Genomic DNA, 20,865 nt, shown 5'->3' on the forward strand with positions numbered 1-20,865 from the left:
GGGACGGAACGGTCATGGCGTCAGCCCTCCAGGGCCGGGCGCAGATCCCACAGGGTGCGCCAGGTCGCCGAACCCTGCTCGGCGCGGCGGCGCACCGCGCCGTCCCAGTAGCCCAGCAGCCGGGCGGCGTCGGCCGGGTCGTCCTTGCGGACCACGCCCAGCAGGTGGCCGGGGAGCAGGGACAGCACGTCCCGGTCGCCGGGGAAGTACGCGGCGGCCAGGGCCAGCGAACCGGCCACGGACACCGCCTCCGCGGTGCTCATCACCGTGGACGGGCGCTCGACTTCCCATCCTTCGGCCGACCGCCCGTCCCGCAGGTCGCGGAAGGCCGTCACGAGTGCTTCGAGGACCGCCTCGTCGACCTGGAAGGGGGCGCCGGCCCGGGTGACGGCCGCGTGGGCCTGGCGGCGTACCAGGGCGGTCTCGGCGTCCAGGTCGCCGATGGGGCCGACGGTCTCGAAGTTGAAGCGGCGTTTGAGGGCCGCGGACATCTCGGAGACCCCCTTGTCGCGGAGGTTGGCGGTCGCGATGAGGGTGAAGCCGGGGGCGGCGTGGGCGAGGGCGTCGGGGCTGCCGGCCAGTTCCGGGACGGCAATGCGCCGTTCGGACAGGAGTGAGACCAAGGCGTCCTGGACCTCGGGCAGGCAGCGGGTGATCTCCTCGACGCGGGCCACCGCACCACGGGTCATGGCGGTGAGGACCGGGGAGGGCACCAGGGCCTGCCGGGTGGGGCCCTGGGCCAGGAGCAGCGCGTAGTTCCAGCCGTACTTGAGCTGGTCCTCGGTAGTGCCCGCGGTGCCCTGCACCACCAGGCCACTGGTGCCGCACACGGCGGCGGACAGCAGCTCGGAGAGCATCGACTTGGCGGTGCCGGGCTCGCCGACGAGCAGCAGCCCGCGTTCTCCGGCGAGGGTGACGACGCAGCGTTCCACCAGGGCGCGGTCGCCGACGAACTTCTGCTCGACCACCAGCTTGCGGGGGACGCCGTCGGGCGCCGCGGCGCCGTCGGGCAGGCGCAGGGCCTCGCCCGCGCTGCCCATCACGAAGGTGACGACGGCGCGCGGGGTCAGCAGCCAGGCGGGCGGCCGAGGGCCGTTGTCGTAGGCGGCGAGGAAGGCCAGTTCGATGGCGTGGCGGTCCTCGGGCGGGGTGACCTGCCGGGCGGCCGGGGTTTCGGACGGGGGTGCGGAAACGGTGGTGTCGGTGGTCATCGGCGGCGGCCCTTCCGGGTGGCACGAGTGGTGAGTTCTTCGAAGGCGGGGGCGTCGCCGGCCTTGACGCGGGCCCATGCGCGGTCGAACAGGGCGGGCACCGGCAGGTGCGGCACGGCCCGGGTGCGGTCGCGGAGCGGGTAGAGCGGTTCCTTCCAGGTCTCCACCGGCAGGGCGGGGGCCTTGAATTCGTGCCAGCCGCAGGGCAGGAACAGGGTCCGGCCCGCGCGGGACCGCTTGGCCTCCAGGACCAGGCCGGTGGCGGCCAGTTCGGTCCTGGCCTTCTTCGACCGGCCCGGCGTCCACCCGGTCCACCGGGTGCGGTCGCGGTCGGTCGGGTCGGGCAGTGCGAGCAGTTGCAGGTAGAGCACGGCCGCGTCGTCGCCCAGTCCGTGGGTCGCGGCGACCTCGGCGACCAGCTCCGGGACCGAGCGGGCGGGGTCCTGGGCGTAGCCGGTGAAGCCGCCGGGAACCGAACCGGCCAGGACGGCCTGTTCGAGGTCGTCGCCGAGCAGGGTCCGCACCGCCGCCAGGCCGTGGGCGCGGCCCGTACCGGCCAGCCCTTCGAGCAGCCCGAAGACGGGATCGTCCGCGCCGGTGAGCCCGGCCGTACGCACCAGCGTCATCTCGGTGTCGCCGTACCAGGGGCGCAGCACGAGGGCGTCCCCGATGCGGGTGAGGCCGTCTGCTCCCGCCCCTCCGGTCGCGGGCATGCCGTAGGCGGTGCGCAGCGGGACCGCGGTCGCGGTGCCCTTCTCCGTCCACTCCACGTCCAGGTCGAGGATGAGGCCGGGGTCGGCCAGGCGCCGGCGCAGGGCGGCGAGTCCGGCCGGCAGGTGGGCGCGCAGCGGATGGCCGTACGGCAGTCCGTAGGCGAGCCCGCTGAGCGCGGCCACCGCGCTGGTGAGGTGGCCGCGGCCGGGGACGGCGGCCGGGTCCTCCGCGACGAGGTCGCCGTCCTTGTCGAGCCGCATGACGGTGGTGCGGCTGAGCCACGCGGTGCGATCGGGGTTGAGGACGGCTTCCGCCGACGCGATGGACACGCCGGGCAGGACGTCTCCCAGGTCCTCCGGGAGCCGGACCAGCGAGCCCAGGCGCTCCGCCCAGGTCTTGGCGGCCGCCGCGATGTCGGGGCCGGTCTCCCACAGGTCTGCGGGGTCGGCGGGCAGCAGCGCGTCCAGCAGTGCCAGCCGGTTGGTGACGCCGAGCGCGCTCAGCCGGTCGTGGGCCCGTTCGGCCTGCCGGGCCTTGAGACCCAGCAGGGCCAGTGCGGCCGCGGGCGGTTCACCGGTGCCCGCCGCGACCAGCAGGGTCGCCTGTGCGGGCCCGATGCCGGTGGCGGCGTCGAGGGTGACGGGCACCTCGGGCCGCCACGGCGCGGCGCCGCGCTCGCGGACGAGGCGGATCAGCGCAAGCAGGCGCTCGTGCGGGAGGTCGGGGGTGTGCCGCTGGTCCTCGTGGTGGGTGAAGTCGGCGATCTGGCCGAACGCCCCTTCCGGGTCGTGGTCGAGGGCGAGCCAGTGGACGCGGTCGTTGCGGTGGGTGTGCTCCCGGCTGAGGATCACCACCGTGCGGCCGCCGCGGCGCAGCACCTGGCCGAGGCGCTGCTTCTTGTCGGCCTGGTCCTCGCCGTCCTCCTCGCACAGCAGGACCTGCCGCAGGGCGCCCGCGGGGTGGGCGAGCGGGCCGGTGGCGACCGCTTCCAGGAGCAGCAGCAGCGCCTCACGGTGTTCGTCGGTGGTGGTCGGGGCGGCGGCACGGTAGGCGAGGGGACCCAGGGCGCCCAGGAACGGCAGCCAGGCCAGGTCCATGCCCGGGACGGTGCGGGCATCGCTCGTCCAGCCGCCTCCGAGGGCCGGCAACGCCGTGGGGTCGGGCAGCGGCTTGCCGTCGGCGGGCTTGCCGGACAGGACCTGGTTGACGGAGAGGATCTGCTGGAGGCCGCTCCACTTCTCGTCGCGCCACCAGTAGCGGTATCCGCCGGGTGCGGCGATCCCGTCCACGGCGGCGGTCAGGGTGGCGTCGTCCCCGTGGACGGGCCGGTGGTCGGCGTACATGCCGTCGCCGTGCCGCTTCCCGCCGTGCGGCTCGTCCTGCGGGGGTGTGGCGTACGCGGCGGTGGCGGCGCGGTGGTGGGCGGCCGTCCGCACCAGAGCGCTCACGCCGGTGAGCAGGTGGGCGTCGGTCAGCGCGGGCAGCGCCGCGGCGACGGCGGCCTCGACGAGCTGGTCCGCGGTGGGGCCGTCGTACGCCTTGTCGGCGGCGACCGCGGCCTTCCGTTCGGCCAGTGCGGTGGCGACGGCGTCGAGGAGCGTCGCGATCTGTGCGTCGGTGACCGTGCGCAGAGCGGCCGAGCCCTGCTCGTCGCGCGGGCGCAGGGCGTGCCAGAACGCGGGCGGCGGGACGTACCGGGTGCCGGCGGCGTACTCGCCGCCCCGGTCGCCGAGGGGGACCGATCCCAGCGCGTCGGTGGTGACGGCCCCTTCCGGATACAGCTCGACGGTGCCGCCGACGAGCGCGGCGAGGGGCGCGGCTCCGCCCGGCAGCCTCAGGGCTCCCAGCGGGACGGGGTGGTTCCGCCGTCCCGGCGCGACGGCCAGGGTGACGGTCCGCCCGTCGGGGGTCCCGGAGGTGACGCGGCGGTCGGGGTCCTGTCCCTCGGTGCGCACCCAGCGGCCCAGGACGGTGCCGTCGGTACCCAGCGGCGTGGTCTCCAGGCCCGGGAGCAGCGGCAGGACCTCGCAATCCTCGGTCACGAGGCGGGCGCCGTCGCGGATTCCCGACTGCAGGAAGGCGGGCAGCGAAGCGCGCCCATGGGTGCCGCCCGCCGGGTCGTACTCGACCCAGCAGTGGTCGCGGCCCTGCTTGCCCTGGCGCCAGTGCCCGGTGCCGTCGCCCAGCACGGGACGGGTGGACGGCAGGGTGGTGTCGCCCGCGTGCAGGGCGCGGCCGCCGGTGGCGCGGCCGCCGCCGGGCAACGGCAGCGACGGGGAGTCGACATCCTGCCCGTTCCACCACTGCGGCAGCTGCTCGCCACCGAGGGTGAAGGGTGCGGCGGGGCGGGCCGACCAGTACGCGCGCTGCTTGCCGTCCTGCGCCCAGATGACCAGCAGTTCGCCGTCGGTGTACCGGAAGCGGGGGCGCTGCCAGTGGTCCAGGTCGGCGGGCAGGCGCAGCTCGTGTTCGAGGAGCACCCCTTCGGGGCCGACCACGACGGCCGTGTGGCGGTTGGCGAGCACCAGGGCGGGCCAGGCCTCGGTGACCACCATCCAGTGGTTCTTGTCGGTGCGGTCGTCATCGAGGCGCCGGTAGGTCTCCTCCAGGGCGGGCCAGCCCAGTTCGTCCAGGACGCCGGCGCGCAGGGTGGCGCCGAGGACCGGCGCCAGGTCGTACGCGGCTATCTCGGCGACGGCCTCCGGGTTGACCTGGCCGGCGACCGCGCGGAAGGACGACAGGCGCCCGAGCGCCGCCCGCGAACCGGGCAGTCCCGCCGCCCCGGTGAGTTCCGCCGCGCGGTCGCGCAGCCAGTCGCGGAGCACGGCTCCGAGCACCGGGTGGGCGGCGATCGCGGCGAGTACGGAGTTCCCCGTGCGATGGCCGTTCAGGCCGTTCAGCGCCTCGTACAGCAGTCCGCGGAAGCGGGGACGGCCGGCGACGGCCGTCAGGTCGCGGCGGCCCGGGGTGTCGTCACCGATCCAGCGTTCCAGCGGGAGGTGCACGTCGGCGCCCGCGACCGGTTCGGTGACGGGGATGTCCCAGGCGACGCAGGCGTCGAGCAGGTCCAGGTCGGCGCCCGCGTGCCAGCGTCCCTGGAAGAGGTCGGCGGGGCGGCCGTCGGAGCGCAGCCGGGCGGCCATGCGCTCGACGAGGGCGAGGGTGCGCGCGCAGCGCTGCGAGCTGGACGAGCCGTGCTTGCGGTGCAGGGCCCAGCGGCTGAGCCAGTCCGACGGGTCGACGCCGTCCGTGCTCCGCATGTCGGTGAGCAGGGCGTCCGCGCCGGTATCGGCGAGCAGCGACAGCCAGGCCTCGTCGGCCTTCCGGTCGTCGCCGAGGCCGGTCGGCATGATCTCCAGCAGCCGGATGCGGATCTCCGGTCGTGCGGCGGCGAGCGCCACCAGGGTCGGGCGGTAGGCGGTCCAGAAGGACGCTGGGGCCCGCACGATGCTCGGCGAGGCGATCAGGTCCCCGACGAAGTCGCTCTCGGCGGTCTCCCGGTCCAGGCCCGCGGCCTGGATGAGCGCGCGGGCGTCCTGCGGCAGCGCGGCGTACGGCGCCATGCCCGCACCGCAGCGTTCGACGGCGAGCTGCCGGAACTGCGCCCAGGCCTCGGCCGGGTCGAGGCGGCGCGCCAGGTCCTGCGCATGGTCCTTGAGCGCCTTGACGGTCAGGGCTCCGGCGAAGGCGAACTCCAGGAAGACCGCCCGCTGGCGCTCCTCGTCGACCGGCAGGCCGTGGACGCGCTCGGCGGCGCGCGCCTTGCCGAAGAGCGTCGCGGCGTAGGTGCTGTTGTCGTGCTGGAGGAAGATGCGCGCGGCCTGCTCGTAGAACGTCGGCAGGAAGTGCGGTACGGCGCGGCCGAGCCGGGTGGCGAGTGCCTCGAAGCCGTCCTTGGCGGCGCCGGCCCGGGACTTGGCCTGGCGGGCCAGCCGTTCCATGTCCTTGACCAGGGCCAGGGCGTGGTGGCCGTTGGCCGGATCGTTGACCAGGGCCCAGGCGGGGAAGCCCAGCGTCTCGCGGCGCACCTGCCCCACCTCGGGGGCGTCGGGCTCGCGGGCGAGTCCGAGGAAGTCCAGGGCCAGGTCCTCGGCCTCGCCCAGGGTGCCCGCCACCAGGCGCACCACGCGCCGGTCGTCCAGGGCCGGGTGGGTGTAGGTCCGGGCGGTGAGGGTGTCGGCGTCGTCGCGGGCGACGGCGCCGACGCGCAGGATCGCCCCGGCGTCCAGCAGCGCCGCGGCCCGGGTGGTGTCGTCGGTGTTCATGCCGCCTGCTCCTCGTCCTCGATGTCGCGTCCCGCGTACAGGGCCGCCGCCATGCGCATGCCTTCCGACCAGGCGACCGGGCCGACCTGCCCTGCGGTCAGGGCCCGGCCCCCGGCGTCGGTCCAGGTCAGCGAGCCGGTCTCGGTCCGCTCGTAGCTGTCGTAGTCACCGATCCAGATGCGCGCCTCGACGGTCGCGCCGTCCTCGACGACCGGGCAGACCGCCTGGCCGCCGCGGGCCCGGTAGCCGAGCTGGGTGGTGCGCCCGTGCAGGAACCGCAGTTCCTTGAAGGGGCCGCCCGCGTAGTCGTCGACCGCGGCGGTCTCCGGGTCCAGGTCCTCCGGGCGGTGCCAGACCTCGCGGAAGAGCTGCTGCACCCTCTGGTCCACGGTGAGTTCGACCGCGAACTCGCGGAGTTCTTCCAGGTCCGCCAGCAGCACCGGGTGCGGGATGCGGACCAGTTCGGGGCTGATGCGCACGGTGTCGCCGTCGAGGTCGACCAGGCCCAGGCCCCGGACGGGGTCGGCGCCGCGCAGGAATCCCGCGACCTCGCCGTCCTCACCCGTGACGACGAGGTCGCGCAGCGCGGAGCGCCAGGCCGTGTCCTGCCACACCTGGGCGATGGCCGCGACGGGGACGGGCAGCGAGCGCACCATCCAGCGCTCGACGTCGGCGACGCACTGCCGTTCATGCCGGTCCAGCCACTCCACCAGCTGGCGCAGTCCGACCACGGCCGGGTCGTCCGCGAGTTTCCCCGGGACCGTCTTCAGCCGGCGACCCGCCGCGTTGCGGCAGACCACCTTCCCGTCGTCGAGGGCGACTTCGTAGTCGCCGGCCGGAACCCACCCCATGTGCTGTCTCCTTGGTCAGACGGCCTGGTCCGGGGCATGGCACGGCATGGCACACCCTCGGTCGCAGCGCCGCCGCGATCACATGGGGGCGACTCTAGGGGCAGGCTCGGACAATGCTTCCGGCAGCACCACCGGGAGGGCGAATCACGCGTGTGGGGGGGGCGGGTGTGTCGGGACCCCCGAGCTGCTTTACCCGCTCACGGAAGCTCTTCCGGCTCTGTCACGGTGGCCGGCCATGCCCCTACTCAGGGACTCCCTGGGCGCCGCCGCGGCGGCATGTCCACTCCGCCGGGGCAGTCGGGAACCTGCCTGTACCCCGTCGGCGGCCTCAACAGTGCCAACTACAGCAGCACGGTGGAACGGTGGAGTCGTACAACCCCACTTCGAACCTCTGGACGGACCTGCCTGACAGGGTGGCCGGTGGCGCTCGCCCGGGTCCTGTTTCTCACGTCGGCCCGGGCGTACCGCCCGCCCACCCGTCGGAGCAGGTCAGCCGTACGGGCTCCAACGGCCGAAGCGGGCCATCAACTTGCGCGCGGCGTCTTCATCGAGGCCGAGGTGGGCAGCGGCCTGTGCGGTGTCGAGGTCGCTGGTGGTGCCGCGGGCCGCCCAGTAGCCCACACGCTCCGCAGTGACCTCCAGCCGACGGGCCGCCCGCACCCCCGCGATCGGGGAGGTCTTCGTCAGCTTGTCAATCTCCTCTTCCAGTCGCTCCAGCAGCGTGGTCACCGTCTCCGGCAGGGGAACGGTGGTTGCCTCTACCTGCTCCGTGTGACCGTCCCAGTCTTGGAGGCAGGCATCCGCCTCGTCCTCCCCGCCGTCGTCCAGATCCTGCTCGCCCATCGCCTCCCAGTCCAGACGATGCTCGGGACCCGCCCAGCCACAGGAACACACCGCGCGCAGCGCAGCCGCGCGTGGCGTGTGGGGCCAGTGGCCGTCGTAGACGCTCCACTGCGATACGGCTTCGCCTCCCGAGCCGGAGGCGCTGTCGAAGTAGACGGGGTCCGGGACCGTGCCGTCGGCCAGGAGCACCCCGACCGCTCCCGCATGGGAAGGGCCGAATTCTTCCGTGGCCCATGTCTCGCGCCTGCCCTCACCCATGGCACTCCTCCAGCTGGCCGTCCCACGATGCCCGGTACCACCCGGCCGGCGGCACCGGCCTACGACGATGCCGCAGCCAGGGCGGGTGCCGGGCCCGAATCCGCGAACCCGTCACGCGTCCAGGAGGGGTCTGGTTCACGCTGACGTCACCGGTGATGATGACACCGACCTCGTCCGTCATCACTCCCCCCGGACCTCCCGTCATGTGGGAGGTCAGCGGAACCGACCCACCCTCACAACCGCTTGACCCCACAGACGACGAAGCCCCCTGCCGTCGGGGGGGACTTCGTGGTCTGCGGGGGTGGTTCAGCAGGAGCCGGTGAAGGGGGTGTGGCCGGCGTAGACGACGCCGCGGGGGTTGATGTCGACGGTTTCGCCGGGCAGGCCCATCGTGTGGCTGGCCCACAGGGCGTAGCCGCCGCTGGTGTAGAGGACGAAGTTTCCGTCGCTCTGGTGGGTCCCTTCGTGGTGCGGCGGCTCTGGTGGCCTCCGGTGGGGACGATGCTGCGCCGGGCGTGGGGATCGGTCTAAGGTTCTAGCCTGGGCCGCAAGGTTGCAGAACCCGGAGAACGCCGAAGGGTGCGGCACCGGTGGTGGCGGAGCAGGGGCAGGAGCCGACCGCGATCGGGCCGCAGGTGGTGGACCCGCAGGCCCTTCCTGGTCGTCCCTCGCCGGGCATGTCGACCAGGGGGCCGGCGAGCTCGGCGGCGGCCTGCGGGCCTGGGCTCCGGAGTTGGCGCCAGTCGGCATGCGCGTCGCGAACCGTGCGTATCGTGTCGACCCTTGCCGTTCGTGTAGGCGCGCTTGAACGCGAGATCGCCGCTCGCGCGCGCGGACCCGGTGAGACCGGGCGCCCGTCCGCCAGGATGTCGCCCAGGGGGCGGCTGTAGCGGGCGACGGTACCGCGCTCGTTGTGCGGGTTCGTGGTGAACTCCGGCGAATCGAGCAGGAGTCGGGCCGTCACGGCTGTTGGTTATGACACGGGGCGGTGGTGCCGCACTGGCGGGTGGGCCTGCTGATGGAGGTGGGCTCGCGCCGGACTACCAGCGGCTGGTGGAGCGGGGCTGGCTGGCCGAGGCACGTCCCGGGGTGTTCACGCCGAGGCGGGCTGCCGGGTGACGTTTCGGTTCCGGTGGTGGGCGAGGCGCCGTCCCATGAGCATGATCATCGACCACAGGACGGCGGCTTCGCTGCTTTCGGGCCGGGTCAGTAGTCCTGGCAAGGCGCCGCGAGCGCATCAGCCAGGTCAGCGTCCTCTCCGATACCCACCTGCGTGGAGCTGCCCTGGACGTCCCCTTGACCCACATTTCCATTCGTACGACCGCTTCCCATGGTGCAACGCGAGGGGAGAAGGCCGGGTTCCGGGGTCCGGTGGACGTCGGGGTCCGTCAGACGAGGTGGATCGTGAAGCGCCTCACGACCTTGGGGTCCGTGGCGATCGTGTCGGAGTGGACGAAGCCGCGAGCCTTCTTGTACTCCCCGGTGCCGCCGGTGATCGCGCTGTCGAAGGGACCCTGGTCGAGGTAGTTGAAGTACACCCCCTGCGTGGTGAGCTGGCCGCCCGGGAGGACGTAGGTCACGATGCACTGCTCCGCTTCATCGGCGCCGCCCCGGGTGGTGGTGCAGGTGCCGTGGGTCTCGCCGACCTTGTTGTGCGCCTCGTCGAAGAGGTCCGAGCGGACGACGACCTCATCGCCCTGCGAGACGCTGCCGGGGGTGACGGGGAAGCGGGTCAGCTGCTGCACCTCGGCCAGGACTGTGATGATCCGGGCCTTGTCCCCGGCCTGGGCGGAACCGGTGTCCGTCGCGGCGGCCGCGACGGGGGTGCAGGCGAGGAGGGCGACCAGCGTGGCCGTGCCGAGGCAGGCTGCTCTGATGGGGCGCATCATGCGACTCCTGAGGTTGCTGTTCGGGAATAACCGGATGGCGAACTTCCATCCGATTCAGTTCGATTCCTTCATAGCCTCGCCTCCGCCGCCGCACGGAGCACCCCGGCACGAACCACCGGCACATCCAGCCAGTCGGACCAAAGTCGGGCGGCGGAGCTCGGCACGACGCCGAACGGCAGCTCCGGGCGATGCCGGCCCATGAGCACCTCGTCGGCGACGATCCCGCCCGTCGGCCCGTCAACGACGGCAGGATACTGACGGGCTTCCGTTAGGACCTCTAAGCAACTTCGCAAGTGACCGTCGTGGACCCCAGCCTCCCACGCCGTCCAGACGTGTCCCCGACCTGCCCGACGGCCGGCGGTTCCGTCTGGCACGTGGTCAACGAGCTGGCCCGCGACACCGTCGTCACCCCATGCCTGGAGGCGGCAGGATCGTCCGAGCCCGCTTCCCCGATTGCGTCCCGTGCCTGCTGAACCCGAGCGGTTGTGTGTTCCGGACGCGGAGCATGTAGGTCGCGGGGCGCTGCCTGGTCGTCTTGCTCCGCCTGTAGCTGCCGGCTTGGCTCAGCCATCGGGGAGGAATCCTTCCGCCCTCCTGCCTGTTTCAGAGGACTCGCAGCGGTCATACGGGGTTCCGTAAGGCTTTTCCACCGCAGAGGAGTGATCAGTTGTGTCTGGTGAGCAGAAGGCCGAGGCGAAGGGCGAGCAGGCAAAGGGCAAGCTCAAGGAGGCCGCTGGGCGCCTGACGGGCAACGAGCGCCTGACGGCGGAGGGCCGCGCGGAGCAGGCCAAGGGCGATGCCCGCGATGCCAAGGAAAAGATCAAGGACATGTTCAAGCGCTGACCTCTCCACACCGTTGGGCGGGACAGTTACGCGTCCCCGGCCTAACCCGTACCGGCGCACAGTCGGCCGGTGCGGCAGGTCCTAAGAGCTGCTGTCTGAGTGAGACCCCGTCGGATCCCCCCTCGACGGGGTCTCGCTGCGCACCAGGGACATGCGTCGAACGGAGGAGTTCCATCGACCCGGACTCCACGACTCCAGCCGCGCCACCGGCCGCGAGGACCTTCCCGACCTCTGCCACCTCAACGAAGACCACGTCACCAAGTGCCTGCTGGCCATGGTCGCTGATCCCGGAAGTCACAGACCCCTCCCCCATGGCGGGGCCGCCCTGTTCGAATTCTTTGGCAGTGGCACCTACGAAGCGGAATCTGCCACAGCCGCCTGCCGGACACGCGCCGAGTCCCGGGCCTGCCGTAGACGGCGGGCGCGTCCGTGTCAGTCCGAGGCTGGGGAACTCGCCGACTCGGCGGCTCGGCGGTATTCGGCGTTGATGCGCTGGGCCTCTTCGAGCTGGTCCTCCAGGATCACGATCCGGCACGCGGCCTCGATCGGAGTGCCCTGGTCCACGAGCTCCCGCGCACGGGCCGCGACACGCAGCTGGTAACGCGAGTAGCGGCGATGACCGCCGGCGGAACGCAGCGGGGTGATCAGACGGGCCTCGCCGATGGCGCGGAGGAAACCCTGGGTCGTGCCAAGCATCTCAGCGGCCCGCCCCATGGTGTAGGCGGGGAAGTCGTCGTCGTCCAGATGGCCGCCGAGCGGGCCGGTCGGATTCTCTGCTGTCATTTGCACCTCTCTGCGAAAACGCGTGGAGGGGCCCTGGCGCCAATTGGCACCAGGGCCCCGAAGGAACTACTACACCATCTGCCGGCCCTGATCGTGCGCCGGCCCTCTGTGTCCGCATGCCCGACCGAAACGCTGCCGGAACTGCGGGGATCGCGGTTGCTTGACCGGAGACCACCTCACTATCGATGTCCTGCGGTACCCGGACTCAACTGTCCATCCGGGCGATCCTGATGGCGCTCGCTCCTCCGTTCATCCCTCTGGGATCACTTCACTACGGGGTACTGCTCTCACTGCGGAACTGCTCTTACTGCTCTTACTGCGGTACTGCACCTGCGGGTACTGCTGGTGACACGGGTCCTGCTGGTGATACGAACCGCTCAGCGGCCTGTCCTAGCGCCGCTCTCCGGCAGCCAGCCCCGTTGCCCATCGTGCGTCTGCTCTGGCTTGGAACCCCACTGCCGAACCTCCCGGTGCGCGCGCCCGCAGCCGACGCCTTCACCGAGGTACCACTCCCACTGAACTTCACTGCTTGCTGCGGAACTGCTAGCGGCGGCCCCTGATCACTGCGGGCCACCCGGTCCGGCCGTCAGTCCCGTCGCCGTCCTGCAACCACTCTGGCTTCGACACTCCACGACCGCACCGCCCAGCTGAACTGCGACTACCTGAACTACGTGTACTACTGCCCGGCAGTTCGTCCCTGCCAGGCCCTTCGGTCCCTCTGGGCTACGAGAGAAACCATAGCCAGACCACAGCCCAATGTCTACTCCAGCCAGGATAGATTTCCGCGACCGTGTCGATGAGGGTTCCGGTTGCCCCGCGAGGAGGAAATCGAACTCAGCGGTACTCTGAACCTGGCCAGCGTCCCGTCAGCCTTCTACGCTGAGCCAATGGAAGCCGCGCAGGACCGCATTCCACCCGCAGAGGTGGAGAAGGAGGAGTAGCAGGTGATCGTGCATGTCGGCGGTGAGATGGACATCGACCGGGCCCCGCTGCTCCAAGAAGCTCTGCACACCCTGATCACCCATCCGGACTGCCCCACCGACGTCGTCCTCGACCTCACCGAGCTCACGTTCTGCGACTCCTCCGGTCTCAACGCCCTCCTCCAGGCCCGCCTCACCGCCGAAGAACACGGCCGCCGCATCAGCCTCCACGCCCCCAACCGGCAAGTCACCAAGCTCCTAGAACTCACCGGCACCCACCAGCTCTTCCCCATCACCCGCCCCGGACAGCCCGAATAGCCCTCGGCCGGGGTCCCTCGGACAGGCCCCGGCCGGATGCATCGGCACGGGGGTTCCGCGACCACCGACCGGTGACAGCACCACCGGCCGGCCCCCGCCAAGGGGGTCCCGACCGACGGATGTCCTTTCATCGTGGGCCACGGCTGCTCCTGGGTGGAGGAACAGCCGGTCGTCGCGGCGTGGAGGGCTCCGCGGAACGACCGACGGGCGCCTCCCGCAATGGCGGGGTCAGGGTTTGACGGCGATCCGCTTGCTTACCTCGTTGCGGATGCGGGCCACGGTCGTGGCGAACGCGTCGAGGTCGATGGCGGCCGGCGGAGTGTCGAAGTCGACGCTTCCGGCGACGGCGATGACCGCTGACTCATCTGCCCACGTGCATTCGGATTCGAGACTGATGAACGCCTGACCGGCCTCGTGTCGCCTTTCCGTCACGCGGCACGACAGGGGTTCACTGCCGGAGGGGGTGATCGCTCGAGGACCTACGACCGTTTTCTGCGGGAACTCCCATCGGCGGTCCAGCAAGTCCAGCATGTGAGTGCGCGCCTGCACCGGGCTGAGAACGAACCCTTGGACACCGGTGACGGTCACCTGGTCCGTGGCCTTTGTCTTGTCGGGACCGGAAGGCCCTTCGTAGGACGCGAAGACGGGGACCGGGTTGTCGATCCAGTCGGAAAGGCCACCGGCGAGGCCTTGATCAGGGTCGCCGTGCTCGGTTTCCTTGTACTTTCCCTCGAGCAGGGCAGGCGGCAGGACCACCCGGTAGGGACCGGGCTGCGAACCTGCCTCGGGCTCCCCGCCACCCCACCCGCGCGGGCCATCCGTCCCGGTACCCGGTTCGCCGCTGCCGCAGGCCGTCAAGAGACTTACGGTCACCACGCATACCAACAGCCGTCCCCGGTACTTCACTTCCTACCCCCGCACCCCTCTGTTCTTGATCAAAAACACTCTGCCACGAAAACCCTGACACCGCCGCCACCACGTGGGAGGACGACCCGCAGCCGGCCGGGAGGCGCTCCACAACCAGCCCGGCTTCGGGGTACTCCTCTCGCTCGGCGCGCTCGGCGAGAGCGCGGTCGGCCGCATCCGGGGCTTCGGCGGAGGATCCACGGCACGCGTGGGACGACTGCGCCCCCGGGCCGGCGGTGATCCGGGCGGGGACGCAGCGGTGCGGGGGGCGTCAGAGCCTCATGAGGCCGGCGCCTTGTCGGGGTACTGGTCGTAGTGGTCGGTCTCGCCCTTGAAGGTGACCGGCGGGCCGACACGGGTGTTGTCGGCGCGGACGACCTGGATGGTGCTGCTGCCCACCCACACGGCGGCGGCCGTACCCGGCGGCGCCACCAGTTCCTTGGTGACCTGCCGGGACTCGATCTCCTTCAGCCCGGTCGATGACCCGAAGCCGAGCTCCAGGCTGTAGGTGGTGGACACCTCCGCGCTGGCGAATCCGCTGCTCACTCCCACCGTCGACGTGAATGCGACACCCACCGCTGCCGTGAACGACGAGACCTGTTCCTTCTCGACGCCGATCGTCACCGCCTCGGTGACCTTCTGCACGATCTGGGTGTTGTTGTTCAGGTGGCGGACCAGCGCCCATGCCGCCTTGCGTTCCAGCTTGTAGAAGGGGGAGTTCTCCAGCTTCCACGGCGTGGACTTGGCGGGGTCGGTGATGGCGGTGAACGGCACCCAGACCGCGTTGGCCGGGACCTCCGGCGTCATGCTCGCCGGCTGGCTGTGGTCGGTCAGCTCCGGGAAGGGGCTCCGGGCGGGCTTCTCGACGGGCATCGGAAGGCACAGCACCCGCATCTCCGGCAGCCACTGAGGCTGCTCGTACGAGCCGTGCGCGGTGAAGGAGTTCGGGGCGATCAGCGCTCGGGTCCGGCCGTCGGTGTTGTCGACGAAGGACGGGGGGACCACGTTCTTCCAGACGGACAGGTATTCCTGGCCGCCGGTCCCGTTGTCGCTGTACAGCCACTGGGCGTTGGATCCGAACGTGAGGTCCTCGCGGACGCAGACCACCGCGTCCAGCGGAGGCTTCTCGTACGAGTCCTTGGGGGTGACGCAGCCCATAGCCACGTAGCCCTGCGGCGGGACGGGACGCCACACCATGCCCCTGTACTTGGATCCGGTGCCGGAGTCCTTCCAGACCTTCTCGTAGTCGGTGGGCGCAGCCAGGGGCGGCTTGCCCGTGGCCGACGGGACTCCCGGGGTTTCCTTCACGACCATGGCGACCACGTGGTCCGGGATCTTCTTGGCGCCGGTGCCCGGGTTGAGGTTCGCCGAGCCCCACGCCGGGATGGCGACCGTACCAAGGACCTTGAAGCCTTCCGGCGCAACGGGCTGCCAGAAACTCACCCAGTGCTTGCCGCCTGAATCCTCGTCGTCCCAGCACCACGTCAACTTGTCCGTGTACGCGAGAGTGAGCTCACCGAAAGCCTTCGACTTCTCCGCCACTGCCACACCTTTCCTGGACCCCCGTTCCGGGGATCTGCATGCGTGCATCACGAAAGGGGCTGCCACTCACAGCGACCGCCCACTCACGCTACGTTAGAGAATCAGTGAACGGCCGAACCGGAGAAGTCGGGCATACGCCAGATATTGGCCGAAGATCGTCAGGCTGGTTTGCGCGCCGCGGTGTCGGCCTCCACCGGTTTCGGCGGGCTGGGACCATGGCACGGACCTGTGCCGCCCTGGCCGCAGGCCCCGGAGCCGGCGTATGCGGGTGCTGAGCGGCGGGTCGCATGAGTACCTTCTGTGCCTCGTTGACAGTCCCCGAGTACGGAGCCGTCCAGATCGACGGGGAGGAGCCCGCCCTGGTAGGTGCCAGTGCTGGGGGCGGTCATCTGTTCGCACTGGCGGGTTCTGGGCGGGTCTGGAGGCCGACCACCGCCTCGCGGTTCGATCAGTTCGACCTCGCTGCCGGCGGTCTTCAGGATTTCCTCGAAGGGCTCTCTCGGCAGATCAGTGCCGTCATGCGCAAGGCGGCTGGGGCGCCCCCGTAGCGGAGCCAGTTGGGCGTTTCGCCCGTCCGGTCGACGGCCGGTCGTTCGTCCGCGTGGACGCTCGACGATCACGTGGCGTCACCCGCAGGGACGGGGCAGGATGGGGGCCAGGGCCTACGCTCCCACCTGGACGTACGAGAACGGGCGCATCGCCACCGGCGAAGGCGCCCTCACGCTTCGACACACCGTGACCGCCTGAACCCCGCCGGGCGGCGCGCGGTGACGAGCCCGTCGCGGCCCCGGCACGGCCGCGGAGCCACAGTCACCGGCAGCCCTCCCGCCCGGCGGCTCAGCGAGGCCCGGTAGTACATGCCGCCGGCGAGCGCAACTGCGGCGCGCGCCTGAGGCCTTCGCGCCTCACGCCCGGACCCAGCAGGGGTGCGGGCGTGAGGCCTCGGGCGGGCACGGGGGGCCGTCAGCCGGCGACCCTGCCGAACAGGTGGTTGGCAGGAGCATGCGGGTCGTTGCCGTAGAAGAACTCCGTGAGCGCCTGGTGGAATTCGGCGCGGTCCAGCGCACCGGAGCCGTCCTGGTCCAAAGCGGCGAAGACCGCGGCGCAGTCCTCGCCGGGAACGCCGGCGACCGAGTCGAACATCTGCTGGAACTCCGCCTGGTCGATCTTGCCGTCTCCGTTGAGGTCGACCAGGTCGAAGAAGCAGTTGGTCACCGGCTCGATCTGTTCCGGGTACAGGGCGCGGTCGGTCAGGACGCGCCTGAACCCTTCGGTCATCTCCCTCAGATCGACCTGTCCGTCGCCGTCCTGATCCATGGGGGCGATCACGTTCGTCCAGAACCCGTCCATCCCCTCGACGAGCTGGCGGGCGAGCGCGGAGTCCGGCGCGGCGCCGCGGGCGGCGATGTAACGCTCGCTCATCATGCGGACGTCCCGCTGGGTGATGAACCCGTCGCCGTCGCCGTCGGCGCCCCTGAACCACTGGCCGTACTTGAGGTCTTGAAGTGCAGTCACGAACGCGCACAGTAGTCACACCATCACGCAGGCGCAAACGGGCAAGGGAGAGTTCTCGGCGTCCCGGGCCGGCCTGCTACGCGCTTGACGAGGGCGCACGCGCAAACTTGCCCGAGGAGGGAGGAAGCCTCCGTGTCAATGTTCGAGGTTTGGCGGTGTGAAGGCGAGCACGTCAGGAAGGGGATCGCCGTACAACTCGACGTCGACCAGCACACTGAGAGCACTCGGCCCTTGGGACAGGCGCGAGCACGGCCGATCGGCCGTGAGAACGTTCGGATTGCCGTGGCGGTCCATGGTTCCGCTCAGGCCTGGCTGGACCGGATCCCACCACGCTCCCGTGGAGAGTTGCACGACGCCTGGCATGACGTCGTCCGACAGGACCGCGCCGGCGAGACAGCTACCTCGGTCGTTGTGGACGCGCACGATCATGCCGCTCTCGATGCCGCGCGAGGCGGCGTCCGACGGATTGATCGTCACGGGCTCACGACCACGGATCTTCGAGCTGAGGCTGTGGCCACCATTGTCGTACTGGCTGTGCAGGCGTGAGGCGGGCTGATTCGAGATCAGGTGCAGCGGGAATCGGACCGCCAGGTCGGCACGAAGCCACTCCACTGGTTCGAACCACGTCGGATGCCCGGCGCAGTCGTCGTAGCCGAACGAGTCGATCTCCTCGGAGAAGATTTCGATCCGGCCCGACGGCGTCGGCAGGGGGAAACGCTGCGGATCTGAGCGGAGTGCCTCGAAACTGCCGGGAAACGGTCCGGTCAACGTCGGCAGCTCAGCGGTGGAGCTTCGCCAGAACTCGTCGAAGCCCGGCAAGGCGGCATCGTCGCCGAGTTCGGTCCTCGTCTGCTCGTAAAGGTGTCGGACCCATTCGATCTCGGAGCGCGACTCCGTGAACTCCTGCTCGTACCCGAGCCGGGAGGCCAAGGCGGTGAAGATGTGGTGGTCGGTGCGCGATTCACCGGCCGGCTCGCGGACCTTCGGCATCGCGGCGAGGTGCGGGTCCGAGAATCCGGCGGCGAAGTCGTCGCGCTCCAGACCGGTGGCGACGGGAAGGACGATGTCCGCGAACTTGGCCGTGGTGTTCCACCAGGCTTCGTGAACCACCACCGTGTCGGGGCTCTGCCAGGCTCGGGTCAGCCGGTGAAGATCTTGGTGGTGGTGGAACGGGTTCCCTCCGCACCAGTAGATCAGGCGAAGCTCGGGCAATGTGAGGCGCCGGCCGTCGTAGTCGATGGTCCTACCGGGATGCAGCAGGGTGTCGGCGATCCTCGCGACCGGGATGAAATCCGGAACGGGGTTGGACACCTCGGGAATCGTCGCCACCGAGGGGCGGCCCGGGGCAACGCCGGTCGCGTCCATCGTCGCGTAACCCGCGCCCCAGCCGCAGCCAGGCCGACCCATCGAGCCCGCCATGGCGGCCAGCACGACGGACATCCAGATCGGTTGTTCGCCGTGGTCCGCCCGTTGCACCGCGTAGTTGACCATGATGAGGGAACGTTGCGTGGTGAGGCGGCGGGCGAGGTCGGTGATCGCGTCGCGACCGATGCCCGTGATGCTCGCCGCCCAGGCAGCGTCCTTGGGGACGCCGTCGAGCTCGCCGACCAAGTAGGAGGCGAAGCGGTCGAACCCGACGCAGCACCGGCGGAGGAAGTCCTCGTCGTGCCACCCGTTGACCAGCATCGTGTGTGCGATGCCGAGCATCGCGGCGGTGTCGGTGTTGGGGATGACGGGCAGCCACTCGGCTTCGAGGAAGCCCGCGACGTCGCTGCGGATGGGACTGACGTTCACGAACCGTACCCCGGCCTCACGGCACTGACGTTGCAGGTCCTGCGTCTGGTGCCTGGCCAGCCCGCCAGGGTTGATCTGGCTGTTCTTGAGGGCCAGCCCTCCAAACGACACCACGAGTTCACAGTGCTCGGCGATCTCGTCCCACATCGGCATCCGGGACTGGTAGCTCCACGGATGCCCGCCGATCACATGGGGGAGGATCACTTCCAACGCCGCGGTGCTGTACGTGTTGCGAGAGTCGGTGTATCCCCCGCCCAACGCCAGGAACCGGTGGAGTTGTCCCTGCGCGTTGTGGAACGCGCCCGCGCTCGCCCATCCGTAGGATCCGCCGAACACCGCGCTGTCTCCGTGCTGTGAACGCACTCGACGCAGTTCATCGCTCACCAGCGTGATCGCGTCGTCCCAACTCACTTCCAAGAAGGCGTCCGCGCCCCGGGCCGTGTCGTGGGCGCGCGGCAGGCCGTTCAACCAGCCCTTGCGCACCGCGGGGCGCAACACGCGAGCGCTGTCGTCGGCGGCTGTCACCATTCCGGGGCCGATGGGCGAGGGAGCGGGGTCATCGCCCCTCGGCTCGATCCGCACCAACCGGCCGGAATCGACCACCGCGACATAACTGCCCCAGTGCGTTGCAACCGACATGCGTCGTTCCGCCATGCGACAACTCCATCCCCGAAGTTTTCCCTGCTCTCGGACAGCGGTTGCCTACTCCACGGGGCTCCACTCCAGTCGACGGGCCGCGGCACGGAGACTTCCCCTGTGGCCCGCTGCCCAACCCCGTCGGTGCGCGCGACTGCCATGGCCGCACGTGGAGGACTCGGCGTCCCAGTCCGCGGCCAGGGCGCTGATCAGCTACTCGGCCATCCACATCTCCTGCGGGCGGGACGGACCGGGCTGGTCCGTCCCGCCCGTTGGCGGTGGGCGCCGTCAGCGGCCGGCTCCGCGGTGCGCGGCCGGCGGGCGCGGGTCGCTTTCGGCGCGGTCGGCGGGTTCGATCGTGCGGCGTTTGACGACCAGCAGGACGATCAAAGCGACTTGGAGCACGATCGGCAGGACCATGCCGGGCGATGCCTTCGGGTCGGCGCCGACGGCGTTGGAGATGAGGCTGAAGTCCCACATCCCGTGGACGAGCATCGGCAGGAGGAGGGTGCCGCCGACGCGCAGGCAGAGGTAGAAGAAGTAGCCGGAAGTGGAGACGATCACGGCCTGGAGCAGCGCCTGGGCGCCTTCGCCGAAGGCGTTGCTGACGTGGACGATGCCGAAGACCACGGAGGAGTAAAGGGCGACCTTGCCCTCGCTGAGCCCGGCGCGCTTGAAGACCTGCACGCCGATGCCGCGGAACATCAGCTCTTCGCCGATGCCGACGAACAGGGTCATCACGATCAGGCTGAGGACGAGGGCGAGCGACTGGTCGGCGAGGTTGGGGTAGTTCACCGCGAGGACGGCGACGACGAGCATGGAGATCGGCACGAAGCGCACCCAGCGCCGCACGGGTGCGCGGTAGGCCATGACGCTGCCCCACCAGCCGAGCCAGGTCACCACCGCGGCGCCGAAGAGGACCGACAGGCCGATCGGGATCACGCCGTTGCGGATGACCGCGTCGGTGGTCGGGAACTGGCTGTCGCCGCCGCTCCGGTCGACGCCGATGAGCGCGCCGAGCCCCTGGAGGATCGCGAGGTAGACGACGACTGGGCGGTGTCTTCCGATGTCACGCCCACAGGAGGAGCGAGGCGAGGGTGACGGCTGTGCGGCGGGCGCACCGGCGCCTTCCGGCCTGTGGTGAACCGCACTTTCGGTCTGGACGAGATCGTCGCCGCGCACCGCTCCACGGGAGCGGACGCTCAGGTGGGCAAGATCGTCGTCACCGTGGATCACTGACCGGCGCCCGGCGTCGGCCGTGTCAGCGATCGGAAAGCCGCAGCGGAGTGGGGTCGGGGGCGTCGAAGTACCCCCAGGAACTGTTCGACCTCGTCGAGAGTGCCCTTGGTGACGGCGGCCTGGCCGGCGCCGACGGCTTTCGCGAAGGCCCCGAACACGGACGTGGCGGGGGGGGCGGCGGCCGCGGGGGGGGGGGGGCGCGGCCCTTGTGTTTGTGGGGGGGGGGGGGGGGGGGGGGGCGGGCCCCCCCCCCCGGGGGCCCCCCCCCCCCGCCGCGGCGAGGCGGTCCAGCTTGTCCTGCTCCAGCGTGAAGCCGGTGACCGAGTAGCCGGCCTTCA

Annotated in this window: 15 protein-coding genes; 3 read left to right on the forward strand and 12 right to left on the reverse strand. The window is 70.8% G+C overall.

All coding sequences use genetic code 11. From position 1 onward, the window contains the following. Positions 1–20: 20 nt before the first annotated feature. The 5 genes from ABZY57_RS20605 to ABZY57_RS20625 all read right to left on the reverse strand — a co-directional run bounded on the left by ABZY57_RS20605 (position 21) and on the right by ABZY57_RS20625 (position 10,031). A complete protein-coding gene (locus ABZY57_RS20605; RefSeq protein ID WP_356513896.1) occupies positions 21–1,211 on the reverse strand; it encodes an AAA family ATPase in 1,191 nt (396 codons plus the stop codon). After that, positions 1,208–6,190 carry a hypothetical protein gene (locus ABZY57_RS20610; RefSeq protein WP_356513898.1) on the reverse strand — a complete coding sequence of 1,661 codons (4,983 nt, stop codon included), beginning with the start codon at positions 6,188–6,190 and terminating at the stop codon, positions 1,208–1,210. The genes ABZY57_RS20605 and ABZY57_RS20610 overlap by 4 nt, the downstream gene beginning before the upstream one ends. Then, a complete protein-coding gene (locus ABZY57_RS20615) occupies positions 6,187–7,041 on the reverse strand; it encodes a DUF4132 domain-containing protein (protein ID WP_356513900.1) in 855 nt (284 codons plus the stop codon). The genes ABZY57_RS20610 and ABZY57_RS20615 overlap by 4 nt, the downstream gene beginning before the upstream one ends. Before the next feature lie 489 nt (positions 7,042–7,530). Further along, complete coding sequence (locus tag ABZY57_RS20620) at positions 7,531–8,142, reverse strand: hypothetical protein (protein WP_356513902.1); 612 nt, start codon at positions 8,140–8,142, stop codon at positions 7,531–7,533. A 1,388-nt stretch (positions 8,143–9,530) separates the two neighbouring features. After that, positions 9,531–10,031: a hypothetical protein gene (locus ABZY57_RS20625; protein WP_356513904.1), complete on the reverse strand. Its 501-nt coding sequence runs from the start codon at positions 10,029–10,031 to the stop codon at positions 9,531–9,533. A 669-nt stretch (positions 10,032–10,700) separates the two neighbouring features. Between ABZY57_RS20625 and ABZY57_RS20630 the strand changes: the two genes are divergently transcribed. Further along, positions 10,701–10,874 carry a CsbD family protein gene (locus ABZY57_RS20630; RefSeq protein ID WP_356513906.1) on the forward strand — a complete coding sequence of 58 codons (174 nt, stop codon included), beginning with the start codon at positions 10,701–10,703 and terminating at the stop codon, positions 10,872–10,874. Here the strand turns inward: ABZY57_RS20630 and ABZY57_RS20635 are convergent. Both ABZY57_RS20635 and ABZY57_RS20640 read right to left on the reverse strand, forming a co-directional pair. Beyond that, positions 10,864–11,187 carry a hypothetical protein gene (locus ABZY57_RS20635; protein ID WP_356513908.1) on the reverse strand — a complete coding sequence of 108 codons (324 nt, stop codon included), beginning with the start codon at positions 11,185–11,187 and terminating at the stop codon, positions 10,864–10,866. The two genes, ABZY57_RS20630 and ABZY57_RS20635, sit on opposite strands and share 11 nt — an antisense overlap. 119 nt (positions 11,188–11,306) lie before the next feature. Then, positions 11,307–11,657: a MerR family transcriptional regulator gene (locus ABZY57_RS20640; protein WP_356513910.1), complete on the reverse strand. Its 351-nt coding sequence runs from the start codon at positions 11,655–11,657 to the stop codon at positions 11,307–11,309. Between the two features lie 944 nt (positions 11,658–12,601). Between ABZY57_RS20640 and ABZY57_RS20645 the strand changes: the two genes are divergently transcribed. Further along, positions 12,602–12,895, forward strand: a complete 294-nt coding sequence (locus ABZY57_RS20645; RefSeq protein WP_356513912.1) for an STAS domain-containing protein — start codon at positions 12,602–12,604, stop codon at positions 12,893–12,895. Positions 12,896–13,123: 228 nt separating this feature from the next. Here ABZY57_RS20645 and ABZY57_RS20650 read toward each other — a convergent pair whose 3' ends face one another. From ABZY57_RS20650 to ABZY57_RS20670, 5 genes are all read right to left on the reverse strand, one after another. After that, positions 13,124–13,753 carry a hypothetical protein gene (locus ABZY57_RS20650; protein WP_356513914.1) on the reverse strand — a complete coding sequence of 210 codons (630 nt, stop codon included), beginning with the start codon at positions 13,751–13,753 and terminating at the stop codon, positions 13,124–13,126. 327 nt (positions 13,754–14,080) lie between these two features. Then, positions 14,081–15,343, reverse strand: coding sequence for a Vps62-related protein (locus ABZY57_RS20655; protein ID WP_356513916.1), 1,263 nt, complete (start codon positions 15,341–15,343; stop codon positions 14,081–14,083). Between the two features lie 963 nt (positions 15,344–16,306). Then, positions 16,307–16,858, reverse strand: a complete 552-nt coding sequence (locus tag ABZY57_RS20660; RefSeq protein ID WP_356513918.1) for an EF-hand domain-containing protein — start codon at positions 16,856–16,858, stop codon at positions 16,307–16,309. Between the two features lie 135 nt (positions 16,859–16,993). After that, positions 16,994–19,306 carry a molybdopterin-dependent oxidoreductase gene (locus tag ABZY57_RS20665; protein WP_356513920.1) on the reverse strand — a complete coding sequence of 771 codons (2,313 nt, stop codon included), beginning with the start codon at positions 19,304–19,306 and terminating at the stop codon, positions 16,994–16,996. 270 nt (positions 19,307–19,576) lie between these two features. After that, the gene (locus ABZY57_RS20670) at positions 19,577–20,230 is read right to left on the reverse strand and encodes a CPBP family intramembrane glutamic endopeptidase (protein WP_356513924.1); all 654 of its coding nucleotides are present in this window, start codon (positions 20,228–20,230) and stop codon (positions 19,577–19,579) included. A gap of 195 nt (positions 20,231–20,425) precedes the next feature. On the opposite strand from ABZY57_RS20670, the gene ABZY57_RS20675 reads away from it, so the two are divergent. Further along, the gene (locus tag ABZY57_RS20675; protein ID WP_356513925.1) at positions 20,426–20,527 is read left to right on the forward strand and encodes a hypothetical protein; all 102 of its coding nucleotides are present in this window, start codon (positions 20,426–20,428) and stop codon (positions 20,525–20,527) included. Positions 20,528–20,865 lie beyond the last annotated feature (338 nt).

Origin of the sequence: Streptomyces sp. NPDC006450 (genome assembly GCF_040612195.1) — a bacterium.
GTDB lineage: Bacteria > Actinomycetota > Actinomycetes > Streptomycetales > Streptomycetaceae > Streptomyces.

What these genes read in the sequence shown, in the direction of transcription:
- ABZY57_RS20605 (WP_356513896.1), bottom strand. Translation starts at nt 1,211, where the DNA reads ATGACCACCGACACCACCGTTTCCGCACCCCCGTCCGAAACCCCGGCC.
- ABZY57_RS20610 (WP_356513898.1), bottom strand. Translation starts at nt 6,190, where the DNA reads ATGAACACCGACGACACCACCCGGGCCGCGGCGCTGCTGGACGCCGGG.
- ABZY57_RS20615 (WP_356513900.1), bottom strand. Translation starts at nt 7,041, where the DNA reads ATGGGGTGGGTTCCGGCCGGCGACTACGAAGTCGCCCTCGACGACGGG.
- ABZY57_RS20620 (WP_356513902.1), bottom strand. Translation starts at nt 8,142, where the DNA reads ATGGGTGAGGGCAGGCGCGAGACATGGGCCACGGAAGAATTCGGCCCT.
- ABZY57_RS20625 (WP_356513904.1), bottom strand. Translation starts at nt 10,031, where the DNA reads ATGATGCGCCCCATCAGAGCAGCCTGCCTCGGCACGGCCACGCTGGTC.
- ABZY57_RS20635 (WP_356513908.1), bottom strand. Translation starts at nt 11,187, where the DNA reads ATGGGGGAGGGGTCTGTGACTTCCGGGATCAGCGACCATGGCCAGCAG.
- ABZY57_RS20640 (WP_356513910.1), bottom strand. Translation starts at nt 11,657, where the DNA reads ATGACAGCAGAGAATCCGACCGGCCCGCTCGGCGGCCATCTGGACGAC.
- ABZY57_RS20665 (WP_356513920.1), bottom strand. Translation starts at nt 19,306, where the DNA reads ATGGCGGAACGACGCATGTCGGTTGCAACGCACTGGGGCAGTTATGTC.